Here is a 25050-nt window from a genome sequence, read left to right on the forward strand (position 1 = left end):
ATACATATTATATTATATAATTTAATTTGTAAACACGTTTCATTTAAATATGTATTTACAAATTAAAAAGATGTTGTTATACTTTGTTTATAGAAAGCGCTTTCTATAAACAAAATTAAAAGGAGTCTTTATTATGCATTTTAACTTAGAAAAAATCCAGGGGCCACTCTTAAAAGTTTCAGCATGGGTTGAAAGAAATACCATTTTACAAGCTATTAAGAATGCCTTTGTTAGAACAATTCCGTTTACTGTTGTCGGATCATTCTCAAATCTAATCAAAATGGAACTTGATGCATTAATTAAAGCAAAAGATATTCATAATGTCATTTTAACAAGTATTAGTGACTTATTCGGCTACATTGGTACTGCTACTCTTGGTATTGTTGCACTAATCGTTGTTTTTTCATCAGCATACTCGTATGCAATGGAATTAAAAAAGGACGAAAAAAATAAAGGTTTAAATCCAATTATTGCCACATTATTGGCATTCGCAGCATACTTCGTCATGATTCCTAATAACGTTAACTTTTTGGATAGCAAAGCTAAAGTTGTTGAAGGTTTTTCAACTTCATTCTTTAGTTATGAAGGTATGTTTACAGCCTTAATTGTTGGAATGCTTGCCGTTTCGTTGTTCGCTCGATTCGCAAGAAGTAAGTTCACGATTAAAATGCCTGGTAACGTACCACAAAATGTTTTCGATTCATTTTTCTCATTAATTCCAATTTCCGAAGTACTTATTATTTTTGGTATCGTAAGAATTACAATACAGTCACTTGGCTATGTTTCATTAGTACAAATGATTGCTGATATTGTTATCTCACCAATGTTAAGCGTTGGTGTTGGGCTTCCAGCTATTATTATTGTTATTTTATTAGAACAAATCCTTTGGTTCCTTGGTTTACATGGTTTCAATATCGTCTGGGGCGTTATTTCAGCCTTCTGGTTACCACTATTCCTTAAAAACGTTGCAAAATTTGCTGAAACTCAAAGTTTTGCTGATATTTCAATTTCACCTAATACAATGACAAATGTTTACGCCATGATTGGTGGTTCTGGTGCAACATTTGGTTTAATTATTGCAATGCTGATTTTCACAAATAAAGGTGAAAAAGAGCGAGAAGTTGCAAAACTAGGTTTCATTCCAAGTTGTTTTGGTATTAATGAACCTGTTATTTTCGGTTTACCTATTGTTTTAAATCCACTAATGTTCATTCCATGGATTGTTGTACCTGTCACAAATGCAATTATTGCATATGTTGTAACTTCAATCGGTTGGGTTGTACCTCTTGTAGTTTTAAATTCTGGTAATGAACCTATTTTCATTAGCACTTGGGTATTAGGTGCATTCCATCTAAGCCCAGTCGTTTTAACTGCTGTTTTAGTTGTCTTAGATACTGCACTATATGCTCCATTTGTTATTATCAACCAACGCCATGAACGTGCAGAAGCAAGAAAATTGGATGCAGACATGGTTACAGAATAATCTGAATTTAATTCAAGAGAAGAAAGGGTGTTTCATTTGAAACAGATTCATGCAATCGCACATACTCATTGGGATTTTGAATGGTATTTTACACGTCAAGAGGCTCGAATTCAATTTGCCTTCCATATGGACGAAGCTTTTGAGGCATTATCTAAAAATGAACTAGATTATTATCTATTAGATGGACAGATGTCAATTATTGATGATTATCTAAATACAGCTCCAGAAAAAGAAGATCTTATCAAAAAATATGTTTCTATGGGTCGTTTACTCATTGGACCTTGGTATACTCAAATTGATGAAATGGTTACTTCTGGAGAATCTATTGTTCGCAATATCAGAATTGGATCAAAGCTAGCTGACAATTTAGGTGGCGTAATGAAAGTTGGGTATCTCCCAGATTCATTTGGACAAGGACAAGATATGCCAAAAATATATAATGGATTTGGTATTAATAGCACCGTTTTCTGGCGTGGGTTCCCTACAGAAAACGATTCCCGCTATTTTTACTGGACAAGTAATGACTCCTCCAAAGTTTTAGTTGCTAATATTAAAAATGGCTATTATGCAGGTGTAGATTTAGTTGAAAATGATAACTTTTTCGATTTAACGGAGAAAATCTCAACGAATACTACATCTGACAATCTTGTTTTACCAATTGGTGGCGACCAGCGAGCTATCGATCATAATTTAAAAGATAGACTTGCAACTGCTAATAGTGTTCTTTTACAATCTGATTCTGTTATTCAAGAAAGTACGTATCCAAAATTTTTTGATGCATTAGCTAAGGAGTCCAATTTACCATCATTTAATGGAGAATTCATTGATCCATCAGATTCTAAAATACATCGAGGAATCTATTCTTCTCGTTACGATTTAAAACAGCTTTACGATAAATTAGAACGGAGAATGACTTATGAAGTCGAGCCTTTAATGGCTATTGCTACACATCAGGGTATATCTGAAAAGCAAGGTTTAATTGATGATATTTGGAAGACTATTGCCCGTGGACAAGCTCATGATAGTTCCGGTGGCTGTAACAGTGATAAAACAAATCAAGATATCTTACATCGTGGAATTGTGGCAGATCAATTATCTCTTTCACTCAAAGATTATCTACTTCGTAAACTAAGTATTTCTATTTCAGATAAAAAACAATTAAATTTATTTGCTTGGAATCCACTTCCTTTACCAGTTAATGAAATTCGTGAATTCGAAGTTAGTACTTCTTTTGCTAATTTTAATCTTAAAACAATAGACGGCATTGATGTTCCTTTTGATATTATTTATCAAAAGGAAGAAAATGCAGCAGTTTTACGCCGTGATCAAACTGAAATGACTGATGATTTTTATTATATTACTAAAATTGCTTTTAAAACGATCATATCAGCTACAGATTGGACTGGCTACTGCATTCAGTCCGTCTCTGAAAACAACCCAGTAAATACATTAGAAGTATCTACTGATATTCAAAATGATTTCTACAAAATTTCTTTTGATGACGGGCAATTAAATCTTAAAACAAAGTTTGATAATCACTCATATTCTAATTTTATGACAATTGAAGATAGCGGTGATGAGGGTGATACGTATGACTACTCTCCTGCATTCAAAGATTGGTTATTAACTTTAGATTTTTCAAAATCTGATTCAATAACATTTAAATCAGGAAAATTATATCAAATTATGTCAATTACTGGTTCGTGGACCTTACCAATCAACTTAGAGGAGCGTGCACTAAAAACTAAAACTGGTCGATTAAATTATCAATTAACATTAACATTAACAAAAAATTCTAACGTTATTAAATTTAAGATGCACATTGATAATACTATTCTTGATCATCGTATGCGACTTATTTTAAATACACAATTAACGAATGTCGTTAGCTCGTTCGCAGATACCCCATTTGGTATCATTGAACGTCCTACTGAAGACAAACACCTTAAAGACTGGGAACAAATTGGTTATAAGGAAGAACCAACAAGTATGCGACCAATGATTCATTTCGCTAATTCACATAATAAAGAAGTAAGTTGGTCTTTTCTAACCTTAGGTACGAAAGATTTTCAATTAATTGATAAATCTTTTGATAAATTAGCGATTACATTGTTTAGAGGAGTAGGTTTCTTAGGACGTCCTGACTTAATGCGCCGTCCCTCAGATGCTTCAGGTCTACAAACAAAAATTGTATCAACTCCGGATAGTCAATTAAATAAAGAATTAATATTTGAAGGTGGGCTAGTTGTTGAAGCTGACTTCAAGCCTATTGAACTTCAAAATAAGCATCGCCAATTAAGTCAAAATGAACTTTTCTATCAAGATCAAATAATAAATCGCTTCTCAACACCTTTACAATATTTCATGATGAATCCAGCAAAGACTAACGTTAATCACAATTCAATTATGTCCGTTCAAAATTTAAAGGTCATTATGAGTAGTTTTTCAATATCAGATGATAAAACTGGATTTGAACTTCGTCTTTATAATCCAACTGATAACGTTATCAATCAACCTGGCAATCTCTCATTAAATACTACTTGTAACATTGCTGAACTCGATTTAAATGGTAAAGTTAGCCATTTCATTAATTCAAAAGTTACCACCGTTGATTTACTATCGTTTGGTCCAGGAGAAATTAGAACTTACGGTATCTTTCCAATTAAATAAGTAATTATGATAACTTACGATTTGAGGTATTTAAATGATAAATCAAGAAAAACTAATTAAACAAGTTACGGATTATTCAGAAACAATTTCACTTTCTTCAAAAAAATCTACTGCATTATTTCGTAATGTATTCATTGATACACTAACAAATACGGTTAAAGTACAAAATGATTCAGATATATTCATTGCTACAGGAGATATTCCTGCCATGTGGCTCAGAGATTCGACATTTCAGATACTACCTTATCTTTCACTAACAGATAAGATTCCAGAAATAACATATCTCATCCATGGCGTTATTAATCAACAACTTGCCTATATTAAACATGATCCTTATGCAAATGCATTTAACGAAACTAGTTCTGGTGCACACTACACAGTTGATAAATCAAATATTCCAATATCTGATCTCGTTTGGGAGAGAAAATTTGAAATTGATTCATTATGCGCCCCTATCCATTTGGCATCAGAACTTTATCAAAAATCTGGATATTCAAAACATTTAGACAGTAACTTTTGGCAAACTGTAAAGTTAATTGTGGATACCTTTATTACGGAACAACATCATGAAACTTCCGATTATATTTTTAATCGTTCTAATGGTCCCTCAACAGACACATTGAGTCATGGTGGTAAAGGTGCACCAATTGGGTATACAGGTATGGTTTGGAGTGGTTTCCGCCCAAGTGATGATGCCTGCTTATATGGTTATCATATTCCAGGTAATTGCTATATCATTTGTGTCCTAGATGAGTTGCTTACCTTATCTAAAACACAACCAGCTCCAGTCGAGCTACTTAAAAGAATAAGTCGTCTCCGATCTGAAGTTGAATCTGGAATTGAAAATTTTGGAATCGTATCAGCTCCAAATTCTAATGAAACTATTTTTGCCTATGAGGTTGATGGCTTAGGTAATATCAATTTAATGGACGATGCTAACGTACCTAGTCTATTATCTCTCCCATTTATTGGTTATATTTCACCTGATGACTCTATCTACCAAAAAACGCGTAAATTTATTCTGAGTGATCAAAATCCCTATTATTACTCGGGAAAATATTTAAAAGGGATTGGCAGTCCTCATACACCAAAGGAATATATTTGGCCGATTTCGTTAGCGATGGAGGGATTAACATCAAATAATCCGGAAATTATGCAAAATAATTTAGATATCATTAGTCAAACCGATGATGACACATTACAATGTCATGAAGGAATTAACGTTAATGACCCAAGTCAATTTACTAGAGACTGGTTTTCTTGGGCAAATATGACTTACTGTCAACTTGCTTTACGATATCTGAATATTTAATAATATAGTTAATTTAGAGTAGAGAAATCTACTCTTTTTTTAGGCTTATAACTAATTCAAATCAAAAAAATATTATCATTGAGTATGATAATATTTTTTAAGTATCTCTATTAATTCTTGTTCAACGCCAAGTACATCACTATCCGTCCCTAATCCAGTGATAATATATGTCTCCAGTGCTGAATTCAAATAATTTTTGCTCATAAAATTTGTAATAACTAAATCATAATTCTTAGTAGACTCGTAAACATCTATGTTGACTCGTAAATTAATATTTAATTCCCGACTGGCGTACATCATAAACATTTCCTTAACGCGCTCCTCAGTATTTAAATCCACACCTACCGTTAATAATTTTTCTTTTGCCAATAAACGCGCATTAAAAATTGACATAATCGTCTTGATAAATGAGTCACCATACCTTGAATAAAAGGCATACCATTCGGGATCGCCCTTCGATTCTTCAATCATTGCACTCATGGCATTTTTTACATTTTTAAGAACTAACTCATTATCTTTTCTAAGGCGATAATCTTCCATCATATCTGTACTAGCAGATTTTAAAACGCCGTGAAATAAAAAGGCTTCTGTACAAATTGGATATAAAGACTCACTTAAATCGCCTCCAGCAACCTGAATACCTAAGCTATTCTCAAAGCCATTTTCTAAAAATTCAACAGCTTGTTGCAATTTATTATTATTTTTACGATTAACGGCCACGAAATCATGGGCAACAAAGGTGCTCCATGGTACTGGCACAAAAGCCGTGGTCCAAGCGTAAAGTAGTGCACTTTCAAAATGAATATCAACTTTATGCTTAAACTCTTTAACAATTTCGCCAAATTCTTCTTCAACGCTATCGAACAAAGAATTATTTTTTATCATGTCTTCTAAAACAACTGAAATACTACGATTATCTTGATCGTTAACCATCATTCGTTGACTTGTTACTTTTAACCAAAGCTTTACTCTAACTAAACTACTATCATTCACATTAAAATCAAAATATTCCTCAAACCGTTGGATGACTGCCATAATAATGCCATTTTCACTTGATTGTTCGAATTTAAAATCAATTCCTAAAAACAATGAATAATAAAAAAAGCGAATTTGACTTTCGTTACCTAACATCACACCATGAGAAATTTTCACATGAAATTCTTCTAAAAGAGAATTTAATCGCTTAATCCTTCTAAAAATAGAAGCCTCACTGACATTTAATTTAGTATCTAGATTCTCAACTTTTGCATTACCTTTAGTATAAAAGGCCATTAAAATCTGATAATTTATCGATTTTTTTATATACCGATAAATCGTTTGATTAAAATTCATTTCGCCTTTACCTAATAATTGGACGTTATTTTTTGTAATAATCATGTAGGGTTCATCCCCGGAATTTAAATCTTTATCCAATTGTTGTAAAGCAACTTTTACAGCCGTTTCAGAAACATTTAATTGCTCACGTAATCGTTTTCTTGATAAACCAGTTTCGTTCAAAGCTAATATTTAAATAATTTCGCAAATTAGCCATTCTTGTTTATCGAGAATGTTTTTCTTGTACAAATGCTTACCTCCGAGTATTTCCAATCATTAACATAAATATTTTTTTGAGTTAAATTTTTATCCCCAATACCATACTTAAAAAATAACTTATTCCCCAGAATTATTATCCTCTTTATGTTAACATTTAACCTATTTCATGTCATTTTTTATTCTAATTTCTCTCCAAATACTAACGATATCTTATCTATCATTTAACTTGACATCTAAGTTAAATTAATTCAATTTCCTACTAAAATAACCCTTAACCAGGAAAGTTTCTTGGTTAAGATCTATTATTTGAAGATGACGATCTACCATGGACAATTCTAATTTATTACTATCCAATTTAAAGTTATCGAAAAATTTAAAACCTAAAATAATTGAAATTAATTTAACTAAAGAATACAAAGACAGAAAAATTGTGCATTCTATAAAAAAATAACATAATCCATTATTAATCATTATCATTTATAATTGAATAATTCTAAGAATTGATTTTGATAATTTCTCACGTTTCTCATCTGTTAACGTACTAAAATATTGTAATAATTCTAAAGTAGGTATATCCGAAAACTGTTGCCTACTAAAGAAGTCTGACAATTCCAATTCTAGCGCACTGGCAATATCAGATAATTTATTAATACTGATATTAGCAACGTCCCCTCGTTCAATTCTAGAAATCAAACTAATAGAAACGTTAGACTTTTCAGCAAGCTGCTCAATTGTTAGACTAAGTGCCTTACGTTTTTTTCGAATTAACTGACTTATCGTTTTAACCATTAACTTTCTCCAATCACGAATCTTATTTTACAATAAGTGAAATCAAAGAAAGCTTAAAGATTTTTAAAAACGTTAATTTTAGCAAAAAGCATATTATTATACTTGTTATCATTATAATAAGAATTATATAAACCATATTTAAGTGATCTAAATTTGATTTTTACTAGCATATGAAATGGTACCATATTACTCAAAAGTGCTGCCTAAATCTAGTAATTAAAATAATTGTTACAAAAAAAGTTATCAACTTAATGATAACTTTTCATTTTGTTTATAATTAATCGTTTAAGTTATAACGTAATTTCATTTGTTCGGAACCAGATATAACCATTTCACCTAACAATTGTGTTTGACGTTTTAATGATTCTGTAGCTAACTTATTATTCATTTCTTCTAAAAATGCTGTGATATTTGCTTGTGAACTAACTGCCTTATCAGCAACATTTTGAATTTCATGGTAAGCACTCATTGCTTCAAGTTCAAATGTATTTCGCATATCTACGTAGAAGTCATAATTCGTATCGCCCAACAATGCAGTTGTACAACTGAGCCAATACATATTATTTAAATCAAATTCACCTGTCGCATTTTTATATGATTCTGGTGTGTCATTAACGTTCGCATAGAATGGCACAATTGTATTAAACGTATTTGCACCATAAGCTAACCAGTGAATCCCAGCAATCTCATCAGGTACATCATTACGAACTTGTAATAAATGTACATTATGATTACGGTTAATCCCAATTGGACGGAATCGTGTTTTAATATCTTCTGGCGCACTACCATAAGGATCGTATTCCGTATTTTCAAAATGTGCACTCAAAACAAATTTAACATCTTCAATTGAAATTTTACGATTTGCATGACAAATGAAAGGTAAGTCTTGATCCATTGGATCTTGAATAATTTCAGGATTGAAATATTGTTGACCGTACCATGTACGGGGATTATTGTAGACCGTATCTTTAATTGATGCACTACCAAAGATATGACGTAAATTGTAACCCTCAAAATCAGGATTTAACTTATTATTATCAATTAAGACTTTTAAATCTTCAGAACAAAGTGTGTCTTCTGAATCAAAATCAAACATATCAATATTTCGACGGTTAGGTGCAACAACATAAGCGTCATCCGGAATACGAACAGCTGCCCAATGATGGCCACCGATTGTTTCAAGCCACCAAACACTATCATTATCGGAAAATGCGATACCATTTGGTTCATATGTGCCATGTGTTAAGAGTAAATCGCCTAAACGTTCAACCCCTTCTTTAGCACTATGAATATATGGTAAGACGAGCGTTACAAGATCTTCTTCACCAATTCCACCAGCAGCATAAGGATCAAGCCCTTGAATACGTGGATTACTTGTAATTGTTTCTGTAGCAGACATCGTTACATTATCACTATTGATACCCGCTGCAGGCCAAATTCCGTTTGTTAAAAGTGAGTTTGGAATTGAGGTATAACGCATTGGATTATCTGGTAATTCTACCTTTACACCACTAATAACAGATTGATAATTACGTGGTTGATCTTCAGGTTGTACAACAACAAAACGTTGTGGATCTAAAGCTTCATGCCCATCATCATTTCGAGAAATCATTGTTGAACCGTCGATTGAAGCATTTTTACCAACTAAAATTGATGTACAAGAACCTTGAACTCTTTTTGTCATTTTCCACACACTCCTTATTGATTTTATACTAATAGTATAGCGGTTTTAGCGGTAAATTAAAAGCAGTCTTAACCCCATTTTTGGCGTTAAGACTGGCTCTACAATTTCGTTGACTAAAACTAATTGAAAGCGGTGAAAGGTATGTCCCATACCTGTATTATACAAAATTTGCGCAAGACCTATAATTTGAATAATTTTGTCATAAAGATATTAAAATCATATGAAAAGGAAAATGATATTGACTGTGACGCTACGGTACATCATATACTGACGGTAGTATACATTTTAAATAACAAAAATTATTGATGAATTTAACTGTCCTAGTTGTTTATTCACCTATCTTTGCGTAAATATTTAGGACGTATGGCTACCAACCTTATAAATAACAGAATACTCTGGTGAAAACATGAATTTATCTGAATTAGTACTATACGCCAAGGAAAAATATAATATTATCGAACAATACAAATGGCCTAAATTCCCTAGTTTTTCGGTGTTGGTAGATCCCAGCACAAATAAATGGGTGGCTGTTTTGATGCGTCAAAAAAACGCTACTTCTGGTGATAATATCGAGCGTTGTGACATCAAATACGCACAGGAAATACCAACTGATATTTTACCGTCTTACCTTTCGTCACCTTTTCGAATGCGCGGTCCGAAGTGGTTAGGCGTCCATTTTGACGACAGCACAGACCCAGATGTTATATATCGTATTTTTGATAATGCACTTGAAAAGAACGAACAAAGCGGTAATACGATTGTTCTAAACGCCGAACCTGAACCTATACAACAGCAACAATACCACGCGGTTCCTCTGACGTTTAAGGGAATGACTTCTGATGTCAAAGAAAATAAAATTCCTGAAAAAATGATAAAAATGAGCCAACTCTATGCTTACGGTGATAACTCTTTCAAGCAAAAATGCCGGAATTTTTATGTCCAAGGACAATTTATGGCCGACTACGAAGATGTTTTCTCCTACAATGTCGACATACACCGCTACTTTACAACCTACCATGATCTTGGTTTGAAACAATTACGCGGCTATTTTAGTTGGCGAACAAACATCCGAAAAGGCATTTATAAAAAAATCACGACCTCACTTGCATACCTATATTTGTATGAGTTGGTTAATGGCATAGGCACATCATCCGTGATAGACAGCCTACAAAAAATAAAAGCATTTGAAATCAATTATCTGGACTCCGGTATTGGAGATAATCGTATACGCTTAAACAGCCATAAATGGTTGTTTGAACTAGCAGTAATAAATGGTATAGAACCAGACACGACGTATCAGTACGCTGATACCGAAAAATTACAAAGAGATAATGCAATCATGATTTTAGGTGATCCAGAAAAGCATGAAGACAAAGCAGTATTTGATGCGCTTTGTCTTTTTGGAAGACATAAAATTTTGGCATCAGCTGTCCTTAAAAAACATGAAAAACACGGCACACAGTTATTCGCTCAAGTGTGGCGAACAGCTATAAAAATGGATAATAACTTATTTTCTGCGTGCTTTGGCACAATACATTCTCATCTTTGGTACCCTCTAGGCAACGCCGTATATTACCAAGTAACGCCACAACAGCCACTTATATACAAGTTGAATGATATCCGAAAATATACCTACAAAGATAATGCGTGGTACGAACAGAGTTACCAAAAATTTAACTTTCATCAAGAAAAGTTAGATGGTCTTTTGCGTGAAACAGATCGTATGTTACGACTTTATTTAAAAACTGGTTATCCTTTAAAAGCACGAGATGCAGAAACCTGGGCAGCACCGTACGTTAAAACTGTCATTGCAGCTGACCGTGATTCTCGTTTGAAAGCAGATAAGCCTAAGGTTACCATTCAATTTTCAAATTTAGATAAAATTAGAAGCGATGCGTTTGAAACACGAGACAGTTTGTTAACTGACGAAGAAAAAGATACTTCTGAAAACGTATTACCAAAGCATAATAACATATTGCCATCCACTGAACAGACTGGCCTCGAAAAAATACCTGTTATTGATTCAGAGCCTACGCTGTCACTAAGCAAGACCCAGTTAGAATTATTAAGCTTATTAGTTCGAGGCGAATCTGTCACAGACATGATCCGTGATATGCATGGCATGCCTGAAGTGATTACCGACACGTTAAATGAAACGCTTTTTGATGACATCGGCGACTCAGCTCTACAATGTGACGGCGATACCATCTTTCTTATTGAAGACTATCGGGACGATTTAATTGAAATAATTAGGAGAAATATGAAATGACAAAACAAACTCAAAAAGTACCAAAGCGCATTGCACAAACAGTATTAAATTCCTTAAAGGGTGGTGTTGTCCCTAGAATTGGACTACCTTACGTTACGGTGGGTAGAAAAAATGAAATTCAGGCACTTTTACACGATGTCGATATCATATCAGAAGGCGGTGCATCTTTTCGCTTCGTTGTTGGTAGATATGGCTCAGGTAAAAGTTTTCTGATGCAAACGATTCGTAATTACGTGATGAACAGTGGCTTTATTGTTGTCGATGCAGATTTATCACCAGAACGACGTCTTCAAGGATCAAAAGGTCAAGGTCTTGCAACCTATCGCGAATTAATTAGTAATCTATCTACAAAAACAAAACCTGAAGGTGGTGCACTTAACTTAATTTTGGATCGTTGGATTAGCAGCGTTCAAACAAAAGCAGCCAGCGACAGTGGCCTAACCCCAGGTGATCCTCGGTTGACTGCGATGGTAGATCAAAATATTTACACAGTCACTTCCTCAGTCAGTGAACTTGTATACGGCTTTGAATTTGCTAAATTACTTTCTTCCTATTATCATGCCTATGTCAACGCCGACGATGAACTGAAAGCAAAAGTCATCCGCTGGTTCCGTGGGGAATATGCTTTAAAACGTGAAGCCAAAAAGGACTTAGATATTAATATTATTATTACAGATGATAATTGGTATGAATATTTAAAACTTTTCGCTGCTTTCTTTAGATTAGCTGGTTATTCTGGCATGCTAATTATGATTGACGAGCTGGTAAATATCTATAAGATTCCAAATAGTATCACGCGTCAATATAATTATGAAAAACTGTTAACGATGTACAATGACACACTGCAAGGTAAAGCTAAATATCTTGGTATCATCATGGGAACTACTCCACAAGCTATAGAAGATAAACGTCGCGGTGTTTATAGTTATGAGGCCCTGCGTTCTCGTCTAGCTGAAGGTAAGTTTTCAAAACCAGGCGCTAGAGATTTGTTGGCCCCGGTCATCAAGTTAGAACCATTAACAGCTGAAGAGATGCTAATTCTATGTGAAAAGTTGGCTATTATGCATGCAGATCTCTATAGTTATGAAAAAAAGATGACAGACGATAACCTCGCCACCTTTATCCGAATTGAATATGAACGCATCGGAGCAGATTTAAATATTACCCCACGCGAGATTATCCGTGATTTCATTGAGGTATTAGACATTTTATATCAAAATCCAAATCTATCCATTGACACAATATTTGATTCTGATGAGTTTTCTTATGCCAAATCAGAGGCTGTTTCTAACAAAGTGGCTGACAATTTTTCTGAATTTACAATTTGAGAGGTATTCACATGGATATATATAACCGATATGCGCCTTTTATTCAAGACTACATTTACCGGTCTGGCTGGCGAACCCTGCGCGCTGTTCAAAATGCGGCCGGAGATGCCATTTTTAACACAGATAAGAATGTTCTTTTAACGGCATCTACTGCTTCTGGGAAAACGGAAGCTGCTTTTTTCCCTATTCTAAGCCTACTTGATGAACAACCATCAAGCTCAGTTGGAGTACTGTATATTGCCCCCTTAAAGGCTTTGATCAATGACCAATTTGGTCGATTAAATGAGCTTTGTGAAGAAGCTGATATTCCAGTCACACGTTGGCATGGGGATGCCCCTCGAAGTCAAAAGCAAAAATTACTACGCAAACCAGCCGGTATTTTACAAATTACACCGGAGTCCTTAGAGGCTTTGATGATAAACAAGTCTATGGAAATCCCTGCCCTTTTTGGTGATTTACGCTTTATTGTCATTGATGAGATACATTCACTTTTACGTTCGGATCGTGGTGGACAAACCTTTTCGCTAATTGAACGCCTCTGTCGACTATCGGGCAGTAATCCAAGACGAATAGGATTATCAGCTACAATCGGAAATCCAAAAGCAGCGGGTAAATTTCTTGCCGCAGGTAGTGGCAGAGAAACTATCATCCCAAAGTTTGACGGTGGAAAAGAAGTATGGCGACTGTCAATCGAACACTTTTTTAATTCAGAACCACAAGCTAACGAGACGATAAATAGCGTGATAACAGCCCCACCTACCTCTGCTTTAGAACCTGCCACAGATAAAGCTCCAAAGGCAGCAAATCCAGGTATAGGCTATATTTTTGAACATACACGTGGCAAAAAATGCCTCATTTTTACTAACTCGCGAGAAGAGTGTGAATTAGTCTGTCAAAATTTACGGCAGTACTGTGAAGTCAACAACGAACCGGATCGTTTTCTTATTCATCACGGAAACCTTTCAACAGCCTATCGAGAAAGTGCTGAAGAAGCCATGAAAGATGCTGATTCTCTCATGAGCGTCTGTGCCACCGCAACACTAGAACTTGGTATCGACATTGGTAGACTAGAACGCGCCTTTCAGCTAGATGCACCATTTACGGTTTCCGGATTTTTACAGCGTATGGGCAGAACCGGCAGAAGAGGTGACCCTTCTGAAATGTGGTTTGTTATGCGCGAAGACCACCCAGAAGCTCGTGCTATGCTACCAGATTTGGTGCCCTGGTACCTTATTCAGGGTATCGCTCTCGTACAATTATATATCGAAGAACGTTTTGTAGAACCACCCAAAACAGACAAATTGCCTTTTTCCCTGCTTTATCACCAAACAATGAGTACATTGGCATCATCTGGCGAAATGACACTTGCTGAACTTGCTTCACGCGTCCTAACGCTTTCTGCTTTTCATCGAATTAATCAAGAGGACTTCGGAACTTTACTGCGTCATCTGATCACAATCGATCATATCAATCGTACCGAAAATGGCGGTGTAATTGTTGGTCTTGCTGGTGAACGTATTGTTAACAACTACAAATTTTATGGGGTCTTTCAAGAAAACATCGAATATACAGTCCGTGCAGGATCAGAAGAGTTAGGTACAATTGTCAAGCCACCACCAGTCAGTGACAAGATTGCCATAGCAGGACGTGTATGGGTTGTCGATGAAGTTGATCACAAACGTCGTGAGGTATACTGTACGCTCGTTAAAGGTAACAAACCAGCCTACTTTGGAGATGTCGCTGGGGATATTCACACCAGAATCCTAGAACGTATGCACGATGTCCTTGCAGAGCAAAAAGACTATTCCTACTTAATGCCACAAGCTAGAGGCCGTCTAGCAGAAGCCAGAGAAACGTTTAAAAAGGCAGAAATGGCTAATCGTCCACTGGTTCATCTTGGTGGCAAAATGTGGGCATTGTTTCCATGGCTTGGCAGTTACGCGTTCCTTGCGCTTGAGCGGTTTCTGAAAATCCGTTGTGGTAAACGTCTTGGGTTGAAAGGCATGAATTCATCACGACCATATTACCTACAATTTACCATGTCTGTCAGTGAAGCAGAATTTTATAAAATCGTAGCAGAAGAAGCAGCTACCGATTTTGATCCTTTGGCATTGGTATATGAAAAAGAAGTGCCTGTTTTTGAAAAATATGATGAATATGTACCAGAAGAATTAATTCGTAAAGGATTTGCAAACGGTATCTTAGATCTCAAAGGAATGCAAAATCGCGTGCTTAGTTGGCAAAAACATCTCTAAACAGAGATTCTAAAGTATCAATGTGATAATAAACTAATTAGTTATCTACTTCAACAACGCTACTAAATCATCCGGCACATGACGTGGTCCTCTGATAGAGGTCGCGCCATGTTTTTTTAATTTCTCTAAGGTAAATGCTTGCTCATCATACGTTGTTATCAAATGTAAATGCATCATATACTTCATCGAAATATGCTTATCATGATGCGGATAAGCATCCTTGGCTTTGACAACTAAACATTTATAAATGATCGCTTAAATTGGCGCCGTAACAGACACACAAACAACATCATTTTCTTTAATATATATGTATAAAAAAGAAGGCTCGCATTACGAGCCTTCTTTTTTTGAAAACTTGAAAGTTTCCGAGACTATTCAAATTAAGTTCATCACATTTTTCCTAGTACTAATCATGTCTAATCGCACTGTTCAAATTCTTATGATTAAAAAAATAGATACTAAAAGCTACTGGAACAATTAAAATCATAACTGGAAAAAGTAATTTTATTGGTAAAATATTTGTAATAATGCCACCTAGAATTGGTCCTAAAGACATTCCTATGTCACTCCCCAAATAGTAAGTTGCAGTAGCCAGCCCCTGTTCTTGCAAAGGCGCTAATAATAGAGCTGTAGACTGGCAAACAGAAACCATTGTTCCAAACCCAATGGCCATCAAAGCCGCAGCTAACGCCATCTCTAAATTGTTATGCATTATGGTTAAGAAAAAAAGATAGCCCACAGTCACAATCATACAGATATAAAACCAAACACCAAAGGGAATACTGTCAAAATAGTTTTTTAATAAAATTCGACTAAAAATCAAAACAATTGAATAAATTACAAAAAATAAGCTAACAGTAATATTTAGATTACTTGCTCGAACATACATTACAATGTCAGCCTGGACCGCAAAATATGGAATAGAAATTAAAGCAAAAATTGATGCAACTGGTAATGCACTTCGTTGAATCAGCTTAAAATGTGTCGCTTCCTTACGAACGAAAGATGGCATGGCTCGATTATCAATAAACTGAATTGTGATTACCACGGCAATCGCACTGACAGCGGCCAAAAGAAAAATCATTTTATACCCTACTTTTTGATATATCTCAAGTGACAAAACTGGGGCAACTGCCATAGAAAGAGCGTTTACCAACCCATAATACCCCATCGCCGCACCAACACGTTGGCGCGGCACCAAGAAAGCCAACCAGGTTGCCAAGCATACAGTGCATAAGACAAAACCAACCCCATTAATGACTCTAAAAAAGAATAACCAAGCAGTATTAAAAGAAAACATATATCCAAAATCACTAATGGCACATAGAATACCACCAATAAATGTTAACCCATATTTTGATATTTTATCGGTAAGATTTCCAGCAATAGGTCTTAAAAATAATGAAGTAATACTCATAATACCAACAATTAAACCTGCTAGAGTACTAGTAATACCTAAATGTGTAACATAGCCACTGATTAACGGATTTACCGACTGAATACTAAATTGATAGAAAAAAGTGGCTATCATTACATAAATAACGTCTTTAGAAATAAATGTTTTTCGGTCCAAGTCCTTGTATCTCCCTTTATTCGTTCTAAGTCCAAGAAAATCCTCAAATGTTTCACAATAATATATAGTTTTCTCCACCAATTATTCAGAAATGCAAAATCTATAATTAATCCGAACAAAATTTAAAAGGTCAAAAAATTATGTCTTGCTATCAAAAACAATCACCGCTAGTTTTAGCTTTCGGTCGTCTGCGGAAGCGAGAAGCCAACACATCTTTAAACTGTTGTCATACTTGTTATCTCCAAAAAACACCAATTTGAGTCAGCTAGCCAACAATGAATTGACCTCCACTTTTTGCTATAAACTATTAAGGACGGTCTATTCCTTTAAATATTTCAAGAATATCCAAACTATGTTCTGTAGCATTATAAGGCATGTTTCCAATTCCTTTAGCACTTATTTTATCTACTTTAACAGCGTCCCAAGTAAGATCGGAATGACCTTCCGCCATATCTAATAACGTGTCTTTAATATAATTGTCCCGATCAATTTGTTCTTGACTGGCATTAGGGCTAATCTGTCCAACAATGCCGTACATCTCTGTTCCATGGACAGCGACTTCCGCTCCTTTGACAGGTGCAACAACTAACACATGTGATGTTCCACCTGCATTAGCATGAGCCACTGCTCCACGAATTTGAGGTAATGTAAAGGATAAATGCGTTAATAATAATCCCCTTACCTCTACAGGCTTCAAAGTATCATCAGCAAAGGAATTGATTACTTGCTGGGCTCTAGATAAAGGAATACGCATACTGTGGGCAAATTGCTCTGTAAGCCTGTCAAGGGTCACTGGATCAAAATCTTTTGTCCGATTTAAGACCCAATAAAAAGTTTCTTCTGTGGTACTACTAAATAGAATATCTACATCTTTGTGTTTCCCAGATTCAAGAACATGCATCGGGTGATCAGCTATAACCCCATTTATTAGTTGACTATCGTCAGTAACAGCTATCACATCATTGTCAATGCCATGTGGAGTACCCGGATCAGGTGATTGAGTTGCATTCATTGCTTCAGCTAATTCATAAGCATCGACCTGTAATAAGTGCTCTGGATTATTAACACAGTCAAAATGTTTTAACACTTTTAGAGCACGCTCTTGCGCCACCCATTGAGGCACTAATCGAGAAGGCATACCAGAAAAAGCTGCTAAATGATGATAAAGATTGTCAGCACTAGGCGCTGATAATAGTTCTAATGATGAAAAAGCACCTGCACTATGTCCCGTAACTGTGACATTATTAGCATCACCGCCAAAATAAGCAATATTTTTTTGAATCCATTTAAGAGCCGTTATTATATCTTTAAGACCAAGGTTAGTTGCATCTTTTAATTTACCACCATACTGTGCTAGTGATAACCAACCAAACGGTCCAAGGCGATAATTAATAGAAACGCCTATCACACGACCAGTACTAGCTAGTCCTGATACGTCAGAAACTGCTTGTGTATTTGATCCTAACACCCAGCCACCACCAAAAATATAAACAACAACTGGTAATGGTTCCTCCCCCATGTCTTCAGGGGCCCAAATATTAAGGTTTAGACAATCTTCGCTAAGTCCGCTAACGGCTCCCAGCCAACTTGTATCGCCAGCCTGCAAAGGTGCTGGTCCATACTTAACATACTGCTTTGTTTCATCAAAAGGAACCAACTCTGGTTCAGCAAATCTTTCAGCTTTGGCATAGGGAACGCCTAACCAACTGTGTACTTTATGTGTCGTCATTTCTATCTACTCCAATTTAAATTATTTATGTTATCTGACTGATTATTCCGATTTGTATTAATAATTATTCTTGTAAAACTTTTTCGCAACATCAAGGTCAATGCGAAGCAAACTCTATTTTGTCGGCATTCTTTTGTAAATCACTAATTGTGTATATTTTGTGCCTTCAAAATAGTTAAGAGAACTGTTTCAGTATATCGTGAATAAAGGTTAACTTCACCTTTTTAAACAATACTTTTAGCTTTACCAAAATCCATATCCATTGGTCGAATAAATGACCAAGTTGAGTGGATTACTTTCCAGCCATCTTCTTCTTTTTGATAAACTTCAATACAATTGTATTGCATATCAATCAACGTCGTTTTTGCATATAGTTGATATGTTAAAACAGCCATATCATCGACTGCTTGCACTCGTGGATATTCAAAATCGTAACTGTCAGCAAATAGTTTTCCTTCAACATTAGCTAAAACTGATTCTTTTATGTCTTCATAACTATCAACACGTCTTTTAACAGCACCGTCAAAATACGAAAACTGTTTTTGTGACCAAATATTTAGGTAACCCGAAGTGTCCCCTTTGAACCACTTATCCAACGCACCCTTTTCTAGTGCAATAATCTCTTCATTTAATTTGTTATTTGTATTAATCATTTTTTCTCCTTATTTATAAATTGGTCAGATTTCATGCCATAGCGATGTGCCTCTTGAATATCTCCCAGTTTGAATACCTTTTCAAGGTCTCTACTGAACCCCCCATCATGATAAAAACCTGCTGATCTTTTTTTAATTGACTTTTTTTGAAGTGGCATAAGCTTCATCAACAGCCTCAATAATTAGTACTTGCGGTATATTATCAACATAGACTATCTCGTTACGTCACAGTCAACCAAAAAGCATTAATTGAATCCGCTTAAGTATATTGACTATCCTTAAGCGTAACAGGTTACAATTTTTAAGAATAATTCCCGCGTTAACATTATTCTTCATTTTGATACCATTTATTGGTGTTGGCAACATTTACACGACCGAATTATGTTTGAATTCTCTTTGAAAATAAAAAAAGAAAGACCAATTCGAAAATGAATTGGTCTTTCCAAAATTTACCCACCAACACTCGTTGACATAGGGGTCTTAAGACTTCTTCTACTCATTCTATAATCTTAGAATTTTACTTTTTAGCCTTTTTTGATTTTTTTCTACCTATCATAAAGATAACTGATGTTGCGAGTAATGCAGCACCTAATAACGTTACCAAAAGACTTGTTGCCTCATTTGTTTGAGGAAGATTTCCTGTATCACTCTTTGTATTATTTGCTTTGCTTACTGTATTTGAGTGAGTGTTTCCTTCAGGAACATCCGTCAACGTTTCTGTTGTTGTATTTCCTTTTGAATTATCTGTTGGTGGTGTTACCGGCGGTGTCACTACTGTTTTATCTTCATCTTTAACATAAACATACGTGACTGTTTGTGCCGTATCCGTGAAGATACCTTTAGCATTACTTGGCGCCTCTTTCAACATCCAACCTGAAAGTTGTTTCTCTTTAGATGTATATGCGTCACCAATCTTACCAGAGAATGTTACTGAAGCTGATAATTCATTACCATCTTTATCAACATATTTTACAGTGACATCTTTAGCAGCTGATCTCGTATAAACATACGTAACTGTTTGAGTCTTATCTGTAAATGTTCCTTCTGCATTTTTAGGAGTCGTTTTAACATTCCAACCTGCAATACGTTTAGCAGTTGTCTTGTATGAATCTCCTAATTTACCAGAAAGATTATCTGGTGTTGCTAGCTCGTTGCCTTTTTCATCTACATACTTAACTGTTACAGCTTCAGCATCTGTTTTTTCATACACATACGTAACTGTTTGGGCTTTATCCGTAAATGTTCCGTTGGCGTTACTTGGCGTTTCTTTTAACGTCCAACCTACTAATTCCTTAGCGGTTGTCTTGTAGTCAGCGTCAATTTTACCAGATAAAACATCTGATGTTGCTAACTCGTTACCTTTTCCATCTACATATTTGACCGTCACATCAGCTGCATCTGCTTTTTCATACACATACGTAACCGTTTGTGCAGCATCTGTGAATATTCCTTGTGCATTCTTTGGTACTTCTTTTAACGTCCAACCTGATAATACTTTGGCATCAGTTGTATAAGCATCCCCAACTTTTCCTGAAAGCGTATCAGCTTTAGTTAAATCATTCCCACTTCCATCAACATATCTAACTGTAACAGGGACAGCATCTGCTTTTTCATACACATACTTAACTGTCTGAGCTTTATCCGTAAATACTCCCGTTGCGTTTTCAGGTATTTCTTTTAATGTCCATCCTGAAATATTTTTAGCGGTTGTACTATATGGATTTGATACTTTTCCTGAAAGCACATCTGATTTAGCTAATTCATTTCCGTCTACATCAACGTATTTAACCGTGATATCAGCTGCATCCGCTTTTTCATACACATATGTGACTGTTTGTGCGGTCTCTGTAAATGTCCCACTTGCATTCGTTGGTGTTTCTTTCAACGTCCATCCTGAAATATTTTTAGCAGTTGTACTGTATGGATTTGATACTTTTCCTGAAAGTACATCTGATGTTGCTAATTCTTTTCCATCTGCATCGACATACTTAACTGTAACGTCAGCCGCATCCGCTCTTTCGTAGACATATGTGACTGTTTGTTTATCAGCAGTAAACTTACCACTTGCGTTACTTGGTGTTTCTTTCAATGTCCATCCTGAAATAACAGCAGCATCTGATGTATAAACATCACCAAAATCACCAGTAAGTTCTTTTGAATCAGCTACCGATTTACCATTTTCATCGACATATTTAACAGTCACTGGTGCAGAAGTTTTCTTATAAACATAGTTAACTGTTACTGCATCAGCCCCAAACTTACCAGAAACGTTACCTTCTACTTTTACAAAGTCGTAACCTGAAATCTCTTTTTGAGTTGTCGTATATGGATCATCGAAGTACCCACTTTGGACAACATCATCAGCAAGTTTATTACCATCTACATCTACATAATTTGCAGTAACATCAGCGCTAGCACGAATTAATTGTGTGCCTATTGCACCAGTTTCAACAACTTGCAACTTGTTAATTGCGATACCAAAACTGTTGTAAGCACCACGTGTTTCTTGAACAGCGCGTGACACTTTCGTTGTTTCAGCTGGTTTATTACTAATTAATGTTGAATCTGAAATTTCAGATTCTTTAGGCGCAACTAGATCAAATGATAATGTAACTCCCTTACCTTGGGCCCATTCAACTCCGTCATTAAGCGTAATTTTGTATGAATGAATGGTTGACCAATCAGCTACTTTATCAGCTGTTACCCAAGTTGCATCTTCAGCCCCAGTTGGGTCAACAATTTTAGCCGTTCCTGCTGGATAATTTGTATTCTTATCTAATATACCGGCACGTTTAGGATTTTTAGATGTACTATATAAAACAGTCATCTTATTTTCCCATGCACTTGGTAAAGTAATGGCCCCATCTAATTTCATTTCATAAGCCGAATTACGTGCTGCACCATCGGTAATATTTGAATCTCCGACAGATGGTAAAACATCTAAGAACTGCATTGATGTAATTTTATCATCTGTATTATTTGTTAATGTTGCTTGATAAGTGGCTTTTTTGCCGACTGTAACATTACCTAAATCGCCAAACTTATCATCTTTATCACCTTTAATACTTGCATCAACATCAATATTTGATTCTTGATTTAACACATATGAATTACCTGTTTTAATAATTGGTGTGTCTGTTTTACCATCTTTATCAATATCATCTGTATCAACAGATTTTACTGTATCCGTTAAAAGTGGTTCATCACCTGTCGGTTTCACAGCTGTATAATCAGTATCACCAATTGTTCCTGTCATGTTAAATGTCATATTAGGTGTCGCATCTTTTGAAATATTAATTTTAAATTGACCATTAAGGAATTTACCGGCTACTAATTTGTCGCCATTCATTGTTACTTTAACGAGTTGTCTTCCAGTACCTTTGTAATCCTTATCATATAATTCAGCGCTATAGTTCGTTGAAGCAACGCTTTCTTTGAACGTTACACCTGTTGGTAATAGCACATAACTCAGATAAGGTCCTGATAAAGGTGAAATTGATGCCTTATTATTTTCTATTGAAGTTAAGACAGTATTTTCACCTTCATTAACTGTACTTCCGACTGTATTTAGTAAACTAACTGAAGCTTTAACAACTTTTGTTTCACCGGTTGTTTTTGCTGCGACTTCAACGTGACGAGGCGCAATTCGATCTGTATAAACCTGACCATTTTCACCCTTAAATGCCTCTGCCCATGGGTTAGATGTGTAATCAACATATCGAGCTGCTTCAAAACCTGTTTCATCAGGTGCCTGAACGCCATAGAAAGTCATATCCATTTTATTAGTTATTTGACCAGTGAATCCTTTATCAATCGTTGCGTTAACTTTCATCCCGCTATTATACAATCCAGCTGGAGCCATTTTAACGGTTTTTTTACTTTCTGGATCATAGGTTGCAGATGCAGCTATGTCTCTATTTGCTGGAACTTTTGTTATCTTCTCATCATGGAACCACAGCCAAATATTAGCCACTTTTTTCCCATCCGGAATACCTAACTGAGCACGTGTGTAATTGGCGTTAGTCTTCATATCCATATTGAGTAATGTCCAGTTATCATCAACTTTTCCATCTGTTTCGTATTTTACCAACATAGCAAATGGTACTTTAGCTTTTGTTGGTGAAAAAGTTGGTAAATTATTGTTTGGCATGTAATAAAAATTACCCGTTGTAAAACTATCAAGATTTAAATGCGTATCCACATCATAATAAATATTATAATAAGAAAATCCAATATAAGGTGATGTCGCATTTTGTGAGGATAATGTTAATCCATAACTTAGATAAGCATCATCGTTAACTGTCACATCCGGGTCAATTAATGTAGCTGATGCCACGCCACCGTTTCCATCTTTTGGTCCTAAATGATTAGTTGGAAATGCTGATCCACCAGGAATTGGAATTGGAACTTCCTTAGGATCATTGGGCATAACCATAACCGTTGATTTAATTGGTGCTGTACTATTTACACTACCATCAAGGAAAGTTGCTGTTGAACTCACTGTATTCGTTATCTGTGAATAATAGGCAGCCTTGTCAGTTACTTTTGCTTGGATAGTCACATTTTTTTCAAAGAAATCAGTCACAGCTGCTTTTTGTTCAGCGTAACTTGGTGCTGTATATTCCCAGGTTAATGTTCTACCATCTGTACTGACACTCGGTTCTTGTGCGCCATCTTTTACACCATAGTAGTCTATTCCAGCGCCTAATTTATAGGTCACGTTAACTTTAGAACCTTCTTTAACATACAGTGCGCCTAATTCCTTTTTCGGCGCACTAACCCCTACACCATAGTTTACAATATCGCCACGATTAGGATTATTATATGTTTGTCCTTCAATACTAGTAACTTTATTTGTCATAGCATAATTATTATTTGCTGTTATATTAATTGAAGTTTTAGAATCATAGCTTTTATTTTCGCCATTCTGATCCGTTCCAGTAAATGTTGCTGCTGTGTCTAATTTTGTATTAGGCATAATTGCGCCATTTGCTGTTCCTATTTTTATAATTACTTTATTTGCTGTTCTTGCATTAAGCGTATCAAAATGATAATTCAATACACCTTTATCTTTATCATAAATTGGTGTGACGCCCGCAATTTTAAGTTCTGATAAATCTTGCGTAAATGTCATATTTTCATTTAAATTACTTGGTAACGTAACCTTTATATCGGCATTGGTAAATGAGGTGTTCTTACCTGAAATTTTAAAATATAAATTAAAATTAGCCAATTGGCCAGCTTCAATCGTATCTTTCTGTGCTTCAACTGTAAGATCCGTATTTGTATCTCCAGTACGAGTCATACCTGTCTCTGCTTTTGTCGCTTTTTTAGCAGTTGACGCCGTAGCTGCTTTTGAAGATGACGTTTCTGTCGTTGGATTAAGGTCCTGCGCAAACACAGAAGATAATGGTAATTGCGTGAACAACGTTATCATTGTTGTTGCGATAGTTAGCCCCTTTTTCATTTGTCATGCCCCCTTGTAAGTAATAACCTATTAAATAATATGCCGCCCCCGGCACAAATTAATTGTAACATCACAACAATCTTATGTAAACGTTTACGGCTTGCACTATTTAATCGTCTTTCCAAAAAAATAAAAGGGCATCGAAATCCTATTAAAAATGGATTTTAATGCCCTTTTATACTACCGTAATTCTAACTTACCACATTTATTAAATCAGACGTGGTCATTTAGAAATAAAACGTTCGGAACCAACTATGTTCACCCTCATATTTAAATACTGACAAATCAAAACCTGATAATGCGTA

At 35.3% G+C, this 25050-nt stretch carries 14 protein-coding genes; 6 read left to right on the top strand and 8 right to left on the bottom strand.

The genetic code is table 11. The features are described 5' to 3' along the window. Positions 1 to 133: 133 nt before the first annotated feature. The 3 genes from AC1RPH_RS00235 to AC1RPH_RS00245 are packed head-to-tail and all read left to right on the top strand — an operon-like array spanning position 134 to position 5465. Positions 134 to 1483, top strand: a complete 1350-nt coding sequence (locus AC1RPH_RS00235) for a PTS sugar transporter subunit IIC (protein ID WP_481760883.1) — start codon at positions 134 to 136, stop codon at positions 1481 to 1483. A gap of 36 nt (positions 1484 to 1519) precedes the next feature. Next, complete coding sequence (locus AC1RPH_RS00240; protein ID WP_481760884.1) at positions 1520 to 4153, top strand: glycoside hydrolase family 38 N-terminal domain-containing protein; 2634 nt, start codon at positions 1520 to 1522, stop codon at positions 4151 to 4153. 34 nt (positions 4154 to 4187) lie between these two features. After that, complete coding sequence (locus tag AC1RPH_RS00245) at positions 4188 to 5465, top strand: glycoside hydrolase family 125 protein (RefSeq protein WP_481760885.1); 1278 nt, start codon at positions 4188 to 4190, stop codon at positions 5463 to 5465. Positions 5466 to 5540: 75 nt separating this feature from the next. Here the strand turns inward: AC1RPH_RS00245 and AC1RPH_RS00250 are convergent, their stop codons facing one another. The 3 genes from AC1RPH_RS00250 to AC1RPH_RS00260 all read right to left on the bottom strand — a co-directional run bounded on the left by AC1RPH_RS00250 (position 5541) and on the right by AC1RPH_RS00260 (position 9471). After that, positions 5541 to 6962, bottom strand: coding sequence for an AcpB/EbpR/MafR family transcriptional regulator (locus tag AC1RPH_RS00250; protein ID WP_481760886.1), 1422 nt, complete (start codon positions 6960 to 6962; stop codon positions 5541 to 5543). A 513-nt stretch (positions 6963 to 7475) separates the two neighbouring features. Continuing rightward, a complete protein-coding gene (locus tag AC1RPH_RS00255) occupies positions 7476 to 7787 on the bottom strand; it encodes a helix-turn-helix domain-containing protein (protein ID WP_481760887.1) in 312 nt (103 codons plus the stop codon). Between the two features lie 277 nt (positions 7788 to 8064). Further along, the gene (locus AC1RPH_RS00260; protein ID WP_481760888.1) at positions 8065 to 9471 is read right to left on the bottom strand and encodes a C69 family dipeptidase; all 1407 of its coding nucleotides are present in this window, start codon (positions 9469 to 9471) and stop codon (positions 8065 to 8067) included. A 406-nt stretch (positions 9472 to 9877) separates the two neighbouring features. On the opposite strand from AC1RPH_RS00260, the gene AC1RPH_RS00265 reads away from it, so the two are divergent. The 3 genes from AC1RPH_RS00265 to AC1RPH_RS00275 are packed head-to-tail and all read left to right on the top strand — an operon-like array spanning position 9878 to position 15323. Then, positions 9878 to 11740 carry a TerB N-terminal domain-containing protein gene (locus AC1RPH_RS00265; RefSeq protein ID WP_481760889.1) on the top strand — a complete coding sequence of 621 codons (1863 nt, stop codon included), beginning with the start codon at positions 9878 to 9880 and terminating at the stop codon, positions 11738 to 11740. After that, entirely contained in the window at positions 11737 to 13068 is a 1332-nt protein-coding gene (locus AC1RPH_RS00270) for an ATP-binding protein (protein ID WP_481760890.1), read from the top strand. Before AC1RPH_RS00265 ends, AC1RPH_RS00270 begins: the two co-directional genes overlap by 4 nt. 11 nt (positions 13069 to 13079) lie before the next feature. Beyond that, positions 13080 to 15323 (top strand): DEAD/DEAH box helicase, encoded by a 2244-nt coding sequence (locus tag AC1RPH_RS00275; RefSeq protein WP_481760891.1) that lies wholly within the window; start codon positions 13080 to 13082, stop codon positions 15321 to 15323. A 406-nt stretch (positions 15324 to 15729) separates the two neighbouring features. Here AC1RPH_RS00275 and AC1RPH_RS00280 read toward each other — a convergent pair whose 3' ends face one another. The 5 genes from AC1RPH_RS00280 to AC1RPH_RS00300 all read right to left on the bottom strand — a co-directional run bounded on the left by AC1RPH_RS00280 (position 15730) and on the right by AC1RPH_RS00300 (position 24745). Further along, positions 15730 to 16854 carry an MFS transporter gene (locus AC1RPH_RS00280; RefSeq protein ID WP_481761137.1) on the bottom strand — a complete coding sequence of 375 codons (1125 nt, stop codon included), beginning with the start codon at positions 16852 to 16854 and terminating at the stop codon, positions 15730 to 15732. Between the two features lie 349 nt (positions 16855 to 17203). After that, entirely contained in the window at positions 17204 to 18625 is a 1422-nt protein-coding gene (locus AC1RPH_RS00285) for a carboxylesterase family protein (RefSeq protein WP_481760892.1), read from the bottom strand. A 224-nt stretch (positions 18626 to 18849) separates the two neighbouring features. Then, positions 18850 to 19278: a nuclear transport factor 2 family protein gene (locus tag AC1RPH_RS00290; protein ID WP_481760893.1), complete on the bottom strand. Its 429-nt coding sequence runs from the start codon at positions 19276 to 19278 to the stop codon at positions 18850 to 18852. Further along, positions 19275 to 19445, bottom strand: coding sequence for a hypothetical protein (locus AC1RPH_RS00295; RefSeq protein ID WP_481760894.1), 171 nt, complete (start codon positions 19443 to 19445; stop codon positions 19275 to 19277). Before AC1RPH_RS00295 ends, AC1RPH_RS00290 begins: the two co-directional genes overlap by 4 nt. Before the next feature lie 350 nt (positions 19446 to 19795). Then, complete coding sequence (locus AC1RPH_RS00300) at positions 19796 to 24745, bottom strand: MucBP domain-containing protein (RefSeq protein WP_481760895.1); 4950 nt, start codon at positions 24743 to 24745, stop codon at positions 19796 to 19798. Positions 24746 to 25050 lie beyond the last annotated feature (305 nt).

Source organism: Dellaglioa sp. CoH-57-MRSF-16 (assembly GCF_056782055.1).